The 15,488-nt window shown below is 72.8% G+C and carries 13 protein-coding genes and 1 tRNA gene; 5 read left to right on the top strand and 9 right to left on the bottom strand.

Features of this window, described 5'->3' with window-relative positions; all coding sequences use genetic code 11:
* Positions 1 to 49: 49 nt before the first annotated feature.
* Together V7S47_RS03535 and V7S47_RS03530 are read left to right on the top strand one after the other, a co-directional pair.
* The gene (locus V7S47_RS03535; RefSeq protein ID WP_336560281.1) at positions 50 to 745 is read left to right on the top strand and encodes a FadR/GntR family transcriptional regulator; all 696 of its coding nucleotides are present in this window, start codon (positions 50 to 52) and stop codon (positions 743 to 745) included.
* Positions 742 to 1,500 carry a sulfite exporter TauE/SafE family protein gene (locus tag V7S47_RS03530; protein WP_336560280.1) on the top strand — a complete coding sequence of 253 codons (759 nt, stop codon included), beginning with the start codon at positions 742 to 744 and terminating at the stop codon, positions 1,498 to 1,500. Before V7S47_RS03535 ends, V7S47_RS03530 begins: the two co-directional genes overlap by 4 nt.
* A gap of 110 nt (positions 1,501 to 1,610) precedes the next feature.
* Here the strand turns inward: V7S47_RS03530 and V7S47_RS03525 are convergent, their stop codons facing one another.
* Genes V7S47_RS03525 through V7S47_RS03510 form a run of 4 tightly spaced genes read right to left on the bottom strand, consistent with a single transcriptional unit; the run spans position 1,611 to position 5,859 of the window.
* Positions 1,611 to 2,492, bottom strand: a complete 882-nt coding sequence (locus tag V7S47_RS03525; RefSeq protein ID WP_336560279.1) for an SDR family NAD(P)-dependent oxidoreductase — start codon at positions 2,490 to 2,492, stop codon at positions 1,611 to 1,613.
* Between the two features lie 2 nt (positions 2,493 to 2,494).
* Positions 2,495 to 3,559, bottom strand: a complete 1,065-nt coding sequence (locus V7S47_RS03520; protein ID WP_336560278.1) for an ABC transporter permease — start codon at positions 3,557 to 3,559, stop codon at positions 2,495 to 2,497.
* Positions 3,560 to 3,611: 52 nt separating this feature from the next.
* On the bottom strand, positions 3,612 to 4,445 hold the full coding sequence (locus V7S47_RS03515) for an ABC transporter ATP-binding protein (protein WP_336560277.1): 834 nt from the start codon (positions 4,443 to 4,445) through the stop codon (positions 3,612 to 3,614).
* Between the two features lie 10 nt (positions 4,446 to 4,455).
* Entirely contained in the window at positions 4,456 to 5,859 is a 1,404-nt protein-coding gene (locus tag V7S47_RS03510) for an amidase (RefSeq protein ID WP_336560276.1), read from the bottom strand.
* Positions 5,860 to 6,080: 221 nt separating this feature from the next.
* Here V7S47_RS03510 and V7S47_RS03505 point away from each other — a divergent pair, with 221 nt between their 5' ends.
* Positions 6,081 to 6,728 carry a hypothetical protein gene (locus V7S47_RS03505; RefSeq protein ID WP_336560275.1) on the top strand — a complete coding sequence of 216 codons (648 nt, stop codon included), beginning with the start codon at positions 6,081 to 6,083 and terminating at the stop codon, positions 6,726 to 6,728.
* 61 nt (positions 6,729 to 6,789) lie between these two features.
* Here the strand turns inward: V7S47_RS03505 and V7S47_RS03500 are convergent, their stop codons facing one another.
* Positions 6,790 to 11,658: an NAD-glutamate dehydrogenase gene (locus V7S47_RS03500; protein ID WP_336560274.1), complete on the bottom strand. Its 4,869-nt coding sequence runs from the start codon at positions 11,656 to 11,658 to the stop codon at positions 6,790 to 6,792.
* Positions 11,659 to 11,730: 72 nt separating this feature from the next.
* Here V7S47_RS03500 and V7S47_RS03495 point away from each other — a divergent pair.
* Positions 11,731 to 11,804 (top strand) — tRNA-Leu (locus tag V7S47_RS03495).
* A gap of 1 nt (position 11,805) precedes the next feature.
* On the opposite strand, the gene V7S47_RS03490 is transcribed toward V7S47_RS03495, so the two are convergent.
* Positions 11,806 to 12,393, bottom strand: coding sequence for a lysophospholipid acyltransferase family protein (locus V7S47_RS03490; protein ID WP_336560273.1), 588 nt, complete (start codon positions 12,391 to 12,393; stop codon positions 11,806 to 11,808).
* A gap of 66 nt (positions 12,394 to 12,459) precedes the next feature.
* Between V7S47_RS03490 and V7S47_RS03485 the strand changes: the two genes are divergently transcribed.
* The gene (locus V7S47_RS03485; RefSeq protein ID WP_336560272.1) at positions 12,460 to 13,341 is read left to right on the top strand and encodes a bile acid:sodium symporter family protein; all 882 of its coding nucleotides are present in this window, start codon (positions 12,460 to 12,462) and stop codon (positions 13,339 to 13,341) included.
* Here the strand turns inward: V7S47_RS03485 and V7S47_RS03480 are convergent.
* The 3 genes from V7S47_RS03480 to V7S47_RS03470 form a co-directional block, all read right to left on the bottom strand.
* Positions 13,292 to 13,855: a non-canonical purine NTP pyrophosphatase gene (locus V7S47_RS03480; RefSeq protein WP_336560431.1), complete on the bottom strand. Its 564-nt coding sequence runs from the start codon at positions 13,853 to 13,855 to the stop codon at positions 13,292 to 13,294. The two genes, V7S47_RS03485 and V7S47_RS03480, sit on opposite strands and share 50 nt — an antisense overlap.
* Positions 13,856 to 13,937: 82 nt before the next feature.
* Positions 13,938 to 14,660, bottom strand: coding sequence for a ribonuclease PH (gene rph / locus V7S47_RS03475; protein ID WP_336560271.1), 723 nt, complete (start codon positions 14,658 to 14,660; stop codon positions 13,938 to 13,940).
* A 10-nt stretch (positions 14,661 to 14,670) separates the two neighbouring features.
* Positions 14,671 to 15,456, bottom strand: a complete 786-nt coding sequence (locus tag V7S47_RS03470; RefSeq protein ID WP_336560270.1) for an SGNH/GDSL hydrolase family protein — start codon at positions 15,454 to 15,456, stop codon at positions 14,671 to 14,673.
* Positions 15,457 to 15,488 lie beyond the last annotated feature (32 nt).

Raw genomic sequence — 15,488 nt, 5'->3', positions numbered from 1 at the left:
GTGGCCTAGCCAATAGCCCAATGGACCAATCTGTCAATAACATGCCGCTATGTCCGACCTCCCCCGCGTGCCCCGTACCCGTCTCTACGAGCAGGTCGCCGGCCAGATCACCGCCTGGGTCGAGGCCAGCGGACTGCGGCCCGGCGACAAGCTGCCACCCGAGCGCGAGCTCGCGACCCGGCTCGGTGTCAGCCGGGCCACCCTCAGCCAGGCGTTGGTCGCGCTGGAGGTGATCGGTGTGGTCGTGGTCCGGCACGGCGACGGCACCGTGCTCACCGAGGCCTCGCCGGGCCAGCAGCGGATCGTCGAGGCGATCCGCGCACACGCCGACCGGCTGCCCGAGGTGATCGAGACCCGCGACGCCCTGGAGACGAAGATCGCGAGCCTGGCCGCGGTCCGTCGTACCGACGAGGACCTGGCGCGCATCGACGACGCCCTCGAGGCCATGGCGGCCGACATCGAGGCCGGCGGCCGAGGCGTGGAGGGCGACGAGCGCTTCCACGGCGCCGTCACGGCCGCCGCCCACTCGCTGCTGCTGGCCCGGTTGATGGGCGAGATCAGCGACCTGGTGAAGGAGACCAGGATCGAGTCGCTCTCCCAACCCGGCCGGCCGCAGAACTCGCTCGCGGGCCACCGCGCCATCGCCGACGCGATCCGCGCGCAGGACCCGTCGGCCGCCGCGGCCGCGATGCACGCGCACGTCGAGATGGTCAGCGACGTGGCCGTGCTGCGCGAGGCCCCGTGAGCGGCCTGGAGCAGCTCGCCGTCCTCGCCGCCGGCCTGTTGGGAGGCGCCCTGACCTCCTCGGTCGGGGTCGCGTCCCTGGCCAGCTTCCCGGTGCTGATCGCCCTCGGCGTACCGCCGGTGACGGCGAACGTGTCCAACACGATCGGCCTGACCCCCGCCGGGCTCAGCGGCTCGTTCGGCTTCCGCAGCGAGCTGCGCGAGCACCCCGGGGTGACCACGGTGATCCTCATGACGGGGCTGGTGGGGTCGGTGCTCGGGGCGGTCCTCCTGCTGGCCCTCCCCGCCGGGGTCTTCGAGTCGGTCGTCCCCTACCTCATCCTGTTCACCTGCCTGCTCGTCGGCGCCCAGCCCACGATCAGCAAGGTGCTCCGCCGCGGGCAGGAGGACGCCGAGCCACGCACGCGACTGTCCCCCGTCACGACCTTCTTCGCGACCCTGGTCGGGATCTACGGCGGCTACTTCGGCGCCGGTGCGGGCGTCATGATGGTCGCCGTCCTCGGGTTCGGCACCGACCTCGAGCTGCGCATCGTCAACGCCCTGAAGACGCTGGCGATCCTCGCGGGCAAGATCGTCGCGGCGCTCATCTTCGCCGTCGTCGCCGACGTCGACTGGGCGATCGTGGCCCTCCTCGCCGTCGGCTCCGTCATCGGCGGGTACGCCGGCGCCCGGATCAGCCGGCACCTGCCGCCGCTGCTGCTGCGGTCGCTCATCGTGGTCGCCGGGGTGGTCGCGGCGGTGGCGATGCTGGCCTGAGGCGGGGCGGCGTCCTAGTTACCCGGATCCCCGGGTAACTAGGACGTTCCTGGTCGAAGCATCCCCCTGGAACGTCCGGGAAAGGCCGAGAGGCCCCCCGCGGCGGCCCCTCAGCGGAGCGGCGTCGGCGAGCCCGGTGCGGCGTCGGGCCGGGTCGGCTGGCCGGCCGCCCTCGAGTCCGGGAACCGCCGGTCGAAGCGCGAGAACAGCGCGTCGCTGGCCCGCGGCGCGACCAGGTTGAGCACCTCGCCGACCCGCCCGGCCAGGGTGTCGACGGTGATCGGCCGGTCCTCGAGAGCCCGTACGACGCGGTCCGCGGCCTGCTCGGCGGTGGCCCCGCGGCCGGCGTACGCCTCGGTGGGCGCGGTCATCGCCGTCCGCACCAGCGCGAAGCGCAGGTTGGTGAAGGTGACGCCGTCGGCGTAGGTCTCGCGGCCGGCGATCCGGCTCCAGGTGTCGAGGGCGGTCTTGGAGGCGATGTAGGCGGAGAACTTCGGCGCCTTCAGCTGCACGCCCCAGGTGACGACGTTGACCACGTGTCCGAAGCCCTGCGCCCGCATCGCCGGCAGCAGGCCCAGGGTCAGCCGGACCGGGGCGAGGAAGTTGATCGCGGTCGTGCGCTCGACGTCGTGGAAGCGGTCGTAGGACAGGTGCAGCGAGCGGCGGATGGAGCGGCCGGCGTTGTTGACGAGGTAGTCGACCGGGCCGACCTGCGCGACCAGCGCGTCGACGGCGGCACCGTCGGTCAGGTCGCAGGCGTACGACGACGCCCGCCCGCCGGCCGCCTCGATCGCGGACCGCACCCGCTCCAGCTCGTCGGCCCGCCGTGCGACCAGCAGCACCCGGGCGCCGCGCCGGGCGACGGCCAGCGCGGTCGCCTCGCCGATGCCGGAGCTGGCGCCGGTGACCAGGACGGTCCGGCCGGCGAGCGGGCTCGGGCGACCGAGGAGCCGCCGTACCCGTGCCTGCGGGGTGACCCAGAGCAGTCCCATGGTCAGGTGGTCTCCCACCGGAACAGCCGCGCCGCGACGAGGGTCACGACCAGGGCGAAGCCGGCCAGCACGGCGATCGGCAGCAGGGCCGCGGACGGGCCCTCGCCGCGCACCATGACGTCGAGCATCCCCTCGTTGAGGTGCCGGAGCGGCAGCACCTGCGAGAAGGTCTGCAGCCACTGCGGGGCGGCGTCGAGGGGGAAGAACGAGCCGCTCAGGAAGGCCATGGGGAGCACCATGAAGTTGGCCGCGTTGACCGCGCCCTCCGTCGTGGTGGTGATCGCGCCGGCCAGCAGCCCGAGGGCCATGAAGCACAGGGTGCCGACGACGAGCAGCGGGACCGACATCCACCACGAGCCGGTCAGGGTGAGCCCGAACGCGGCCGCGCCGAGACCGATGAAGATCGCCGTCTGCACGAGCGCGATCAGCAGGGTGACGGTGACCCGGGCACCGACGACGGTGCGGGTCGAGACCGGGGCGAGCTGCAGCCGGCGCAGCAGCTTGGACTGCCGCCAGCCCTGCAGGGTGGCCGCGGCCCCGAAGGCCGCGCTCATCGCCACCGCCCAGCCGAGCAGGCCGGGGGTCACGAACTGGATGGTGGACAGCGAGTCGTCCTCGACCCGTTCCGTCTCGAGCGAGAATCGCGGCGGCTGACCGGACAGCGCGACGTTGGTGCCGTCGACGAACGCCTGCAGCGCGCCCTGGGTGACCGCGGCCTTCACCTGGTCGGTCTGCGTGTAGTGGGCGACGATCGTGTCGCCCCGCATCTCGATCGCCACGTCCGCATCGCCCTTGCGGACCTTCTCGAGCGCGGCCGCCAGGTCGTCGGAGTCCTCGACGTCGAAGGTCTCGTCGAACGCGCCGCGGGCGCCGTCGGACATCTCGTCGAGGAGGGCGACCTGACCGACCTGGACCAGCTCGACCTTCGACTGGGTCTGGTCCCCGAAGAGCCCGCCGAAGAGGACCAGGAACATCAGCGGGAAGATCAGCGCGAAGAAGACCGACGCCTTGTCGCGCACGAAGCCCTTCACGATCGCCAGGGACAGGGCGAGGAACGGGCCTCTCATGTCGGGGTCCCCGCGGAATCGGGAGCGGAGCGAGCGATCTCGTGGGGTGACTTCATGCGCGGTACTCCCGCCCGGTCAGGTCGAGGAAGACGTCCTCGAGCGTGCCGGTCTGCACCCGGATCCCGTCGAGGCGGTGCTCGTGGGCGAGCCGGGCGATCTCCTGGGCCGGGTCGCGGGTGGTGAGCACCTCGCCGTCGGCGAGCAGGATCCGGGTCGGGGCGTCCAGGCCGCGGATCAGCGCGTCCGGGGTGTCGAAGCGCAGGATCGCGCCGGCGTCCATGATCGCCACCCGGTCGCAGAGCACCTCGGCCTCGTCCATGTAGTGCGTCGTCAGCACCACGGTGCGGCCGGAGTCGTTGAGGCCGGACAGCAGGTCCCAGAGGTTGCGGCGGGCCTGCGGGTCGAGCGCGGCCGTCGGCTCGTCGAGGAACACCAGCTCCGGGTCGTGCACCAGCGCGCAGGCGATCGACAGCCGCTGCGCCTGCCCTCCGGAGAGGTCCTCGACCCGGGTGTCGGCCTTGTCCACCAGGCCCACCCGCTCGAGCCAGTCGTCCGCCTCGCGCACGGGTACGGCGTACAGGGCCGCGAAGGTGTGCAGCTGTTCGCGCGCGGTCAGCCGCTCGAAGAAGGCGGACGCCTGCAGCTGGACGCCGATCCGCGGCAGCAGGCCCGCGTTGCGCGGCCAGACCGGCTGTCCCAGCACCGTCGCCGTGCCCGAGTCGGGCTCGCGCAGCCCCTCGACCATCTCCAGCAGCGTGGTCTTGCCGGCGCCGTTGGGGCCGAGGATGCCGACGAACTCGCCCTCGGCGACCTCCAGGCTGACGGCGTCGACGGCCCGCAGGTCGCCGTACGTCATGGAGAGGTCGACGACCTCGATCGCTGCCACGCAGGCGACCCTACTCAGGAGCCACGAGCGGCCAGGGCCGCGCCGCCTCGACCTGGGCCGCCAGGCTCAGCAGCACCGGCTCGCCGTCGGTCGGGCCGACCAGCTGGACGGCCACCGGCAGCCCGTCGTCGGCCAGGCCGCACGGGAGGCTGGCGGCGGGGTTGCCGGCGACGTTCCAGAGTGCGGCGTAGGCGATCGCGGGCATCGAGGCCAGGCTGGACCGGACGGTGCCACGGCCGTCGAGGATCCCGACCGGCGGCGGCCGGTGGGCGATGGCGGGCGTGAGCAGCACGTCGACGTCCTGGAAGACCCGGTTGGCCTTCGCGGACACCTTCTCGGTCTGGCGCAGCGCCCAGTCGCGCACCCGCGGGGTGACCCATGAGCCGAGCCGGTACGACTGCCGGGTACGGCGCTCCAGCCGCGCGAAGTGCTCCATCCCGTCGGCCTCGGTGCGGATGCCGGCGAAGAACTGGGGGATGAACGCGGCGGTCGGGTCGGGGTAGCGCGGGTCCACCTCGCGAACGTCGTGGCCGAGGTCGGTGAGCAGCCGGGCGGTGTCCCGGACGGCCCGCACGTGGACGGGGTCGGGCCTGACGCCGAGCGAGACGGCCTTCGTCGACCAGCCGATCCGCAGCCGGCCGGGCTCGCGGCGGGCCGCCTCGACGAAGCTGTCGGTCTCCCCCGCGGTGTAGAGGTCGCCGGGCACGTTGCCGCGGATCGCGTCGTAGACGAGCGCGCTGTCGAGGACCGTGCGGGTCAGCGGCCCGGCGGTGCCGAGCGCCCACCACAGATGCGGGTGCGGGGCGGTCGTCACCCGGCCGCGCTGGGGCTTGAGGCCGAAGAGCCCGCAGCACGCGCTCGGGATCCGGATCGACCCGCCGCCGTCGCCGCCGATCCCGGCCGGGACCATCCCGGTGGCGACCGCGACCGCCGTACCGCCGCTGGAGCCGCCGGGGGTGCGGCTGCGGTCCCACGGATTGCGCGTGTAGCCGCGGCTGACCGACTCCGTGTAGGGGAAAGCCCCGAACTCCGGCATCGTCGTCTTGCCGACCACGACCGCGCCGGCGGCCCGCAGCCGTCGTACCAGCTCGGCGTCGGCGGCCGCCGGCGTCGTGTTGGCGTCGCCGCCGAAGGTCGTCACCGCCCCCTCGACGTCGACCTCCTCCTTGATGACGAGGGGTACGCCGTGCAGCGGCCCGGCCGGCTCCCCCGCCGTCCGCGCCGCGTCCAGCGCGTCCGCGTCGGCGCGCGCCCGCTCGGCCAGCACCACCGACATCGCGTTGAGGTCGGCGTCGAGGCGGGCGATCCGGTCCAGCGACTCGTCAACGGCAGCCCGGGCGGTGAGCGTCCCGGCGGTCGTGGCGGCCACGGTCTGGGCGACCGTCCTGACGAGGGGGCGCACGGGGTCGGTCATGGCCGCAATGTAGTGGCTGCGCCGTGCCGAGCGGCTGAGCGTCGGGAGCCGAGCGCCGGAAAGTCCCTGACGTTCTGCACCGCTCGCGCGTGCAGAACGTCAGGGACTGTCGCCGCCGGCGACCCCCACCCCCAGGAATGAGGGATCACCCCTCATGCCCGGGGGACGTCCTCCGGCCGAAGGTGGGACCACCGAAGCCCACCACCCCGGAGGAACCCACCATGTCCCGCAGCACCACCTCGAAGAAGACCCGCTCCCTCGGCCCGCTGGCCGTCCTGGCCGCCGCCGTGCTCCTGGTGGTCGCGATGGCCGGATCCGCGACCGCGGCCGCCCTGATCACCGGCAAGGACGTCAAGAACGGCAGCCTGACCGGCAAGGACGTCAAGGACCGCAGCCTCACGGGCAAGGACGTCAAGGACCGCAGCCTGACCGGCGCCGACGTGAAGGACCAGGGCCTCACCGGCGCGGACGTCCAGGACAGCAGCCTGAGCGGCAAGGACGTCCAGGACGGCACGGTCGCCGAGGGCGACCTCGGGGCCGGGGTGAAGGCCAAGCTGAACGCTCCGAACGTGGCCGGCTACGAGGTCGTCACCGAGACCGTCGAGCTGGAGTCCGACGGCGAGGGCGCCGTGTTCGTCGCCTGCTCCGCGGGCAAGGTCGCGGTCGGCGGCGGCGGCGCGTTCGCGGACGCCGCCACGACCACGACCAGCATCGAGGCCAGCCTCCCGCAGAAGGTGATCCGCGGCGACTCGCTCCTGTTCGCCGACCCGGAGCCGGGCTTCGCCGACGGTTGGCGGGTCGACGGCAAGCACAGCGGTCTCGACCCGCAGGACCTGACGGCGTACGTCGTCTGCGTCGACCCGAGCTGACCGCTCCCTCCCGAGCCCGTCGACCCCCGGACCGCACCCGCGGTCCGGGGGTCGACGCGTCTCAGGTCGAGAGCAGCCCGCGCACGACCCGGAGTCCGACCGACATCCGGGCCAGGTCGGCCTGGTCGTCGGCGCAGATCTCCTCGAGCGTGCCCGTCGCCCGGGCCACCGTGATCGCGTCCCCGTCCTCCCAGGTCGCGATCCGCGCGGGCGCGGGCTCGTCGCCGGGCGTCGCCCGGAGCACCTGGAGCGTGAGCTGGGAGTGCACGCCGTGCAGGTCGTCGCGGAGCGCCGCGCGGGCCATGGTCTGCCACCGGTCCTCGCGCGGCAGGGCCAGGATCCGCTGCACCAGTGCCGGCAGCCCGAGCCGCTCCCCCAGCGCGAAGTGCACCCGGGCGACGTCGCGCGGGTCGAGGTCCTCGCGCTGAGCGTTCTCGACCACCCCGAGCAGCATGTACGACGGGGGCAGCACGGCGACCCGGCTCGCCAGGTCCTCGGGCACCTGCTGCTCGACCAGCCGGTCGCGCCGGGCGAGGTAGGCGTCCAGCTCCCGCCCGGTCATCAGCTCGGGCAGCTCGGTCATCACCGTCTGCACGAGCCCGGCGAACTGGTCGACGGTGGCCTGGCTGTCCAGCGGCGGCCGTCGGTTGGTGACCAGCCAGCGCGAGGCCCGCTCGACCAGCGTGCGCATCTCGAGCCGCATCCGGGTCTGCACGGCCGCGTCGAGCCGGTTGTCGTACGACGCCACCTCCTGGCGCAGCGGCAGCGAGCCGAAGATCTCGCGGGCCACGAAATTGGCCCGGGTCAGCTCGGCCCCGTCGGCCCCGGTCTCGCCGGAGAGCCGCGGCCAGAAGGTCATGCCGGCCCCGTTCACCAGGTCGTTGACGACCTGGGTCACGATGATCTCGCGGCGCAGCGGGTGGGCCTCGACCTGCGCCGGGAAGCCGTCGCGGACCGGCCCCGGGAAGTAGCCCTTCAGGTCCAGGTCGAGGTACGGGTCGTCGGGCAGGTCGGAGGCCAGCAGCTGGTCGGCGAGCACGATCTTGGTCCAGGCCAGCAGCACGGCCAGCTCGGGCGCGGTCAGGCCCTCGCCGCGGTCGAGGCGGCGTCGTACCTCGCGGCTGGGGGGCAGGCCCTCGACCTCGCGGTCGAGGATCCCGTCGTGCTCGAGGCGCTTCATGAACTCCTCGTGCACGTGCAGCAGCGACGGTGCGTGGTCGAGGGCGTTGGCGAGCGCCAGGTTCTGCTCGTAGTTGTCGGCCAGCACCAGGCCGGCCACCTCGTCGGTCATCTCCGCCAGCAGCGCGTTGCGCTGCTTGGTGGTCAGGTCGCCGTCGCGGACCACCCGGTCGAGCAGGATCTTCAGGTTGACCTCGTGGTCGGAAGTGTCGACGCCGGCGGAGTTGTCGATGAAGTCGGTGTTGATCCGGCCACCCGCCCCGCCGCACCCCTGGCGGGCGTACTCGATCCGCCCGGCCTGGGTCAGACCGAGGTTGCCGCCCTCGCCGACGCAGGCCGCCCGCAACTCGCCGCCGTCGACGCGGATCGGGTCGTTGGCCTTGTCGCCGGCGTCGGCGTGGGTCTCGTCGGCGCCCTTGACGTAGGTGCCGATGCCGCCGTTCCAGAGCAGGTCGACCGGGGCCTTCAGGATCGCCCGCATCAGCTCGGCCGGGGTCAGCGACTCCACGTCGCCCTCGATCCCCAGCGCCTCGCGGACCTGCGGCGTCAGCGCGACCTTCTTCGCCGAGCGCGGGAAGACCCCGCCGCCCTCGGAGATCAGGCTCTGGTCGTAGTCCTGCCAGCTCGACCGGGGCAGCTCGAAGAGCCGCCGGCGCTCGGCGTACGACGTGGCCGCGTCGGGCGTCGGGTCGAGGAAGATGTCGCGATGATCGAAGGCCGCCACCAGCCGGGTGTGCTCGCTGCACAGCAGCCCGTTGCCGAAGACGTCACCTGACATGTCGCCGATGCCGACCGCGGTGAAGTCCTCGGCCTGACAGTCGATGCCGCGCTCGCGGAAGTGCCGCTGCACCGAGACCCAGGCGCCGCGGGCGGTGATGCCCATCGCCTTGTGGTCGTAGCCGACCGAGCCGCCACTGGCGAACGCGTCGCCGAGCCAGAAGCCGTAGTCCTGGGCCACCCCGTTGGCGATGTCGGAGAACGTCGCGGTGCCCTTGTCGGCGGCCACCACGAGGTAGGAGTCGTCCCCGTCGTGGCGTACGACGTCGGTCGGCGGCACCGTCTCGCCCTCGACCAGGTTGTCGGTGAGGTCGAGCAGGCCGGAGATGAACGTGCGGTAGCAGGCCACGCCCTCGGCCAGCCAGGCGTCGCGGTCGACCGAGGGGTCCGGGAGGTTCTTGGCGTAGAAGCCGCCCTTCGCGCCGACCGGCACGATCACGGTGTTCTTCACCATCTGGGCCTTGACCAGGCCGAGCACCTCGGTGCGGAAGTCGTCGCGCCGGTCCGACCAGCGCAGCCCGCCGCGGGCGACCGAGCCGAAGCGCAGGTGCACGCCCTCGACGCGGGGGCTGTAGACGAAGATCTCGAACTTCGGCCGCGGGTGCGGCAGGTCGGGGATCTGGGACGGCTCCAGCTTGAAGGAGATGTACGACTTCGGCCGGCTCGCCCCGTCCGTGGAGACCCGCTGGAAGTAGTTGGTCCGCAGCGTGGCCCGCACGTGCACGAGGTAGGAGCGCAGGATGCGGTCGTGGTCGAGGCTGGCCACGTCGTCGAGGGCGGCGCCGATCCGGCGGACCAGGTCCTCCTGCGCCGCGTCGCGATCGTCGCCCGCCGCCGGGTCGAAGCGGGCCTCGAAGAGCCGCACCAGCAGCCGGGTGATGTCGACGTTGGCCGCCAGCGCGTCCTGGATCGAGTCGAGGGCGAACGGCGAGCCGCCCTGGCGCATGTACTTGGCGTAGGCGCGCAGCACCGTCGCCTGGCGCCAGGTCAGCCCGGCGCCCAGCACCAGCGTGTTGAAGCCGTCGGTCTCGTTGAAGCCGTCCCACACCGCGTGCAGGGCGTCCTGGAACAGCCCGCGCGCCTCCTCGGGCAGCTGTCGGTCCGAGCGCAGGCCGAACTCGTAGACGAAGGAGCGGCGTCCACCCGGGTCGCCGGCCAGGTCGTACGGGCGCTCGTCGACGACCTCGACGCCCATCGACGACAGCATCGGGAGCACGGCCGAGAGCGACAGCGGCTCCCCGACCCGGTAGACCTTCAGCCGCGCCTCGCCGCGGCCCGCGTCCAGCGGCTGGTAGAGCGACAGGTCGATGCCCTCCTCGCCCCGGATGCCCTCAAGGCGGCCCAGGTCGACGGACGCCGTACGGGGAGCGAAGTCCTCCTTGTAGGCCTCCGGCCACGCGTCGACGTAGCGGCGACCGAGGGCCGAGCCGGCCTCCTCGCCGTACTCGGCGATGACGGCGCCGAGGAAGTCGTCGCGCCAGGAGCGGGACGCCTCGGTCAGCCGCCGCTCGAGGTCGGCGGTGTCGACCTCGGGCATCTGGGCGCCGTGCGGCAGGTGGGCGACGAAGTGCACCCGGGCGGTCGTGGACTCGTTGATGCGGACGGTGAACTCCACCGACTCGGCGCCGAGCCGGTCCTGGAGGATCTGCGAGAACTTCTCCCGGACCCCCGTGTTGTAGCGGTCGCGCGGGAGGTAGACCAGCACCGAGACGTAGCGGCCGTAGGTGTCGCGCCGGATGATCGCGCGCACGGCGCGGCGCTCGCGGGCGTGCATGGCCGCCTCGGCCATCGGGGCGAGCTCCTCGACGCTCGTGTGGAACAGCTCGTCGCGGGGGTAGGTCTCGAGGGTGTCCATCAGCGCCCGGCCGGCGTAGCTGCGCGGGTCGAAGCCGCTGCGCTTCAGCACGTCGGCCGCGCGCTCGCGCAGCAGCGGGATCCGGGTCAGCGACTCGGCGTACGCGGTGCTCGAGAGCAGGCCGAGGAAGCGCCGCTCGCCGATCACGTTCCCGTCGGCGTCGAAGGTCTTCACGCCGACGTAGTCGAGGTACGCCGGGCGGTGCACGGTCGCCCGCGAGTTGGCCTTGGCCAGCACGAGCAGGCTCGGCTCGCGGGCCTTGTCGCGCACCTTCTCGGGCAGCTGGGTGCTCTGGGAGAGGTCGGGGTCGTCGCGCAGGATGCCGAGCCCGGTGCCGGGCACGCCCTGCAGGTGGTCGTCGGCGGTGAGCTCGTACTCGCGGTAGCCCAGGAACGTGTAGTGCTCCTCGGTCAGCCAGGTCAGCAGCTCGCGCGCCTGCCGGACCTCCTCGGCTCCGACGCCGGCGGGCGCGGCGTCGCCGAGCTCCCCGACGATCTCCAGCATCCGGGCCCGGGTGCGCGGCCAGTCCTCGGTCGCCTCCCGGACGTCGCGCAGCACCTGGTGGACGTGCTCGACCATCGCGTCGAGGTCCTCGCCCTCGGGCACCCGGCCGATCTCGACGTGCATCCAGGACTCGCGGATCGTGCCCTCGTGCGGCTCGAGCGAGCCGTCGTCGATCACGTGCACCGCCTGCAGCTCGCCGGTGATGTCGCGCTCGACGTCGAAGTGCGGGTGCACGACCACGTGCACGTCGCGCAGCTGCCGGGAGAGCTCCATGGTCAGCGAGTCGACGAGGAAGGGCATGTCGTCGACGACGACCTCGACCACCGAGTGGCCGCCGGCCGACCAGCCCTGCTCCCCCAGGGTCGGGGTGAGCACCCGCACCTGCGCGGTGCCCTGCGGCCGCTGGGCCGCGAGCCGGTGGTGGGAGGCGAAGGCGCCGTACACGTCGACGTCGGTGCGGTCGACGAGGTCCTCGGGCGCGACGTGGCGGTAGTAGGCGCGCAGCAGCTCCCCCACCCGGTCGTGGGGTGGGCCTCCCGACCCCGTCCCGGACCGCGCCAGCGCGGTCGCCTTCTCGAGGAGCTCGGACTTGTCCACCTGCGTCGCCGTTGACACGCTCCGACCGTAGACCCCGGTGGGCGGCGCACCAAGAGCCGGGGCGTCGACCCTAGACTTCACGCGTCTCAGGCGCCCGTAGCCCAATGGGTAGAGGCACCAGGTTTAGGTCCTGGCCAGTGAGAGTTCGAGTCTCTCCGGGCGCACTCAGTCGCTCGCGCGGTCCTCCTCGCGGAGCCGCGGGAGCGTCGTACCCTCCGGCTTGATGCCGGTCTTGTCGGCGTAGAACGCGCGGATGGTGTCCATGTCGGCCCGCACGTCGCCGGTCAGGTCGAAGGTCGGGCCCCAGCCGACGGTCTTCGAGGGCGCGTCGAGGAAGGCCAGGGTGACCGGGATGCCGGTCTGCTGGGAGATCCGGTAGAAGCCGGACTTCCAGTACTCACCCTTGCTGCGCGTGCCCTCCGCGGCGATGCCGAGCAGGAAGGTCTCGTCGGTCTCGGAGTCGGCGAGCAGGGCGCGGATCGTCGCACCGGGATTCTTCCGATCCAGCTCGACGGCGCCGGTGGCCCGCATGAAGGGGCCGACCGGCCCCTTGAAGAAGGAGTCCTTGACCAGCAGCCGGATCTGCACGCTGTTGTCCCAGGCCAGGAGCATCGTGAGCACCCAGTCCCAGTTCGAGGTGTGCGGGGCGCCGACGAGGATGCCCTTGCTCGGGACGGTGCCGACCGTCTTCCAGCCCGTGAGGCGCAGCGCCACCCGCGCGAAGGTACGACGGACCAGGAAGTGTCGGTTCACCCCGTGAACGTAGCGGTCCGTGGGAAGTGGTGACGTCCGTCACGTCCGATCCACTACCGTCCCGCCATGGACTCCGCGCTCACCACGGTCGGGCTGCCCCTGGCGCTCGCGATCATCATGTTCGGACTCGGGCTCTCGCTCACCCCCGACGACTTCCGGCGCGTCGGGCGGCACCCGCGCGCCGTGGCCGTCGCGCTGGGCTGCCAGCTGCTGCTGCTGCCGGCGCTCTGCTTCGGGTTGGTCAAGCTGCTCGACCTGCCGCCGCTGCTGGCCATCGGCATGATGCTGCTCGCCGCCTCCCCGGGCGGGACCAGCGCCAACCTCTACAGCCACCTCTTCCGCGGCGACGTCGCGCTCAACGTCACGCTCACTGCGATCAACTCGGTGATCGCCATCGTGTCCCTGCCGATCATCACCAACCTGGCCATCGCCCACTACGACCAGGGCGAGACCGTCGACCTGCAGTTCGGCAAGGTGGTCGAGGTCTTCGCCGTGGTGCTGGTGCCGGTGGGCCTCGGCATGCTGGTCCGCGCCCGGAAGGCGGCCTTCGCCGAGCGGATGGACCGCCCGGTGCGCACCGGCTCCGCGGTCATCCTGGCCGTGCTGGTGCTCGGCATCCTGCTCGACCAGCGCGAGAACGTCGGCGACTACCTCGCCGACGTCGGCCTGGCCGCCGGCCTGTTCTGCGCCGCCAGCCTGGTGATCGGGTACGTCGTCCCGCGGGCGTTCGGCATCCGCGAGGAGCAGGCCATCGCCTCGTCGATGGAGATCGGCGTGCACAACGGCACGCTGGCGATCTACGTCGCGGTCGAGGTGCTGGACAACACCGAGATCTCGGTGCCGGCGGCGGTCTACTCGGTCTTCATGTTCGTGCTCGCCGCCGTCTGGGGGACGCTGATCAGCCGGCGGATCCGAGCTGCCGGGCCAGCAGAGGTGCCAGCTCCCTGAGCGCCTTGCCCCGGTGGGAGATGGCGTCCTTGTCCTCGCGGGACAGCTCCGCGGTCGTGAGGCCCGGGTGGTCGTCGGCCACGAACAGCACGTCGTAGCCGAACCCGCCGCTCCCCCGCACCTCGCGGACCACGGTGCCGTCCATCCGGCCGTGCACGACCAGCTCGCCGCCGGCGTGCACGAACGCGACCGCGCAGGTGAAGTACGCCGTACGGCGCTCGTCGGGCACGTCGGCGAGCTGGTCGAGCAGCAGCCGGTTGTTGCGCTCGTCGCTCTTGGGCGGGCCGGACCAGCGGGCGGAGAGCACGCCGGGCATGCCGTTGAGCGCGTCGACGCACAGCCCGCTGTCGTCGGCGACCGACGGCAGCCCGGTCGCCACGAACCCGGCGCGGGCCTTCAGCAGCGCGTTGCCCTCGAAGGTCGGCTCGTCCTCGACCGGCTCGTCGTACGCCGGGACGTCGTCGAGGCCGACGACGCTCGCGCCGGGGAGGTGCGTGGCGAGGATGCGCTCCATCTCGGCGAGCTTCTTGGCGTTGCGGGAGGCCAGGTGGATCCGGACCGGCTCATCGGGTGTCGAGGCTCGCTCCGCTCGCACCTCAACCACCGGTGAGGGCGTTCTGCTGGAGGCGGGTGAGGTCGGCGCAGCCCTTCTCGCCGAGCGCGAGCAGCGCGTCGAGCTCGGCCCGGTCGAAGGCGGCGCCCTCGGCGGTGCCCTGCACCTCGATGAACTTGCCGTCGCCGGTCATCACGATGTTCATGTCGGTCTCGGCGCGCACGTCCTCCTCGTAGGGCAGGTCGAGGCGCGGGACGCCGTCGATGATGCCGACGCTGACGGCGGCGACCGAGCCGGTCAGCGGCTCGCCCTTGAGCGCGCCGGTCGAGCGGAGGTGGGCGACGGCGTCGGCGAGGGCGACGTACGCGCCCGTGATCGCGGCGGTGCGGGTGCCGCCGTCGGCCTGGAGGACGTCGCAGTCGAGCTGGATGGTGTTCTCGCCGAGCGCCTGGTAGTCGACGACCGCGCGCAGCGAGCGGCCGATCAGCCGGCTGATCTCGTGGGTCCGGCCGCCGATCCGGCCCTTGACCGATTCCCGGTCGGAGCGCGTGTTGGTGGACGCGGGGAGCATGGCGTACTCCGCCGTCACCCAGCCCAGGCCGGATCCCTTGCGCCAGCGCGGCACGCCCTCCGAGGCGGACGCGGCGCACAGGACGCGGGTGCGGCCGAACTCGACGAGCACCGAGCCGGCGGCGTGGTCGAGCCAGTTGCGGGTGATCGTGATCTGGCGGAGCTCGTCGTCGCTGCGACCGTCGGCGCGTGTCATGACCAGCAGGCTAGTGGCCGGCGGGGACACGCCCGCGAACGCCCTCGGTCCAGGCCAGCCGGACCGCCCACGGACCGAGGTCGCGCGCCCGGCGCCCCATCCAGGGCACGCCCTCGGCGGCCATCCACGCCAGGTCCCGCCGCCAGCTCGGCTCGAAGCCGCCGGACGGCTCCGGCGAGGGCGGCGCGAAGTCCAGGCCCTCGCGCTGCAGGAGCGACGCGAAGGCGCCGGCCAGCGCCCGGTGGCCGCGCTCCGAGGGGTGCAGCCGGTCCACCGACCAGGACTCGCGCCGGAAGATCCCCGGCTGCGCGGCCAGGTCGACCCGGAGCCCGCCGTACGTCGCGTGCACCTCGTCGTAGACGGTGTTGACCGTCTCGATCCGGGCCAGCATCGGCCGGCGCAGCACGCCCGGCAGCCCGATCGCGGCACCGTGGTCGTGGAAGCGCGCGGTCAGCAGCAGCGCACCGGTCGACTGCAGCGCCTCGGCGCAGGTCATCAGGTCCTCGCGGACCCGCCGGGTGTCCCAGGTCGAGCGCATCGTGTCGTTGATGCCCACGACCAGGGACGCGACGTCGGGGCGGTGTGCGACCGCCTCCTCGAGCTGTCCGGCCCGCACGGTCGCCGCCGTGGCTCCCGAGACGGCCAGGTTGCAGAAGGAGACGTCGTACGACGTGCCGAGGGCGTCCGCGAGCAGCCGGGCCCACCCGCGCCAGCCGGTCGGGGACACGGCGTGGGGCACCGGGTCACCGATGCCGTAGGTCGAGCTGTCACCGAGGGAGGCCACCCGCAGGTACATGACGCCAGCGTGGCGGCAGGCACGGAGCGCGC

It is taken from the genome of Nocardioides sp. CCNWLW216, from assembly GCF_037120545.1.
Lineage (GTDB): Bacteria > Actinomycetota > Actinomycetes > Propionibacteriales > Nocardioidaceae > Nocardioides > Nocardioides lianchengensis.
Note: the sequence above shows the minus strand (reverse complement) of the source record. Positions and strands in the feature narration are given on the sequence as shown.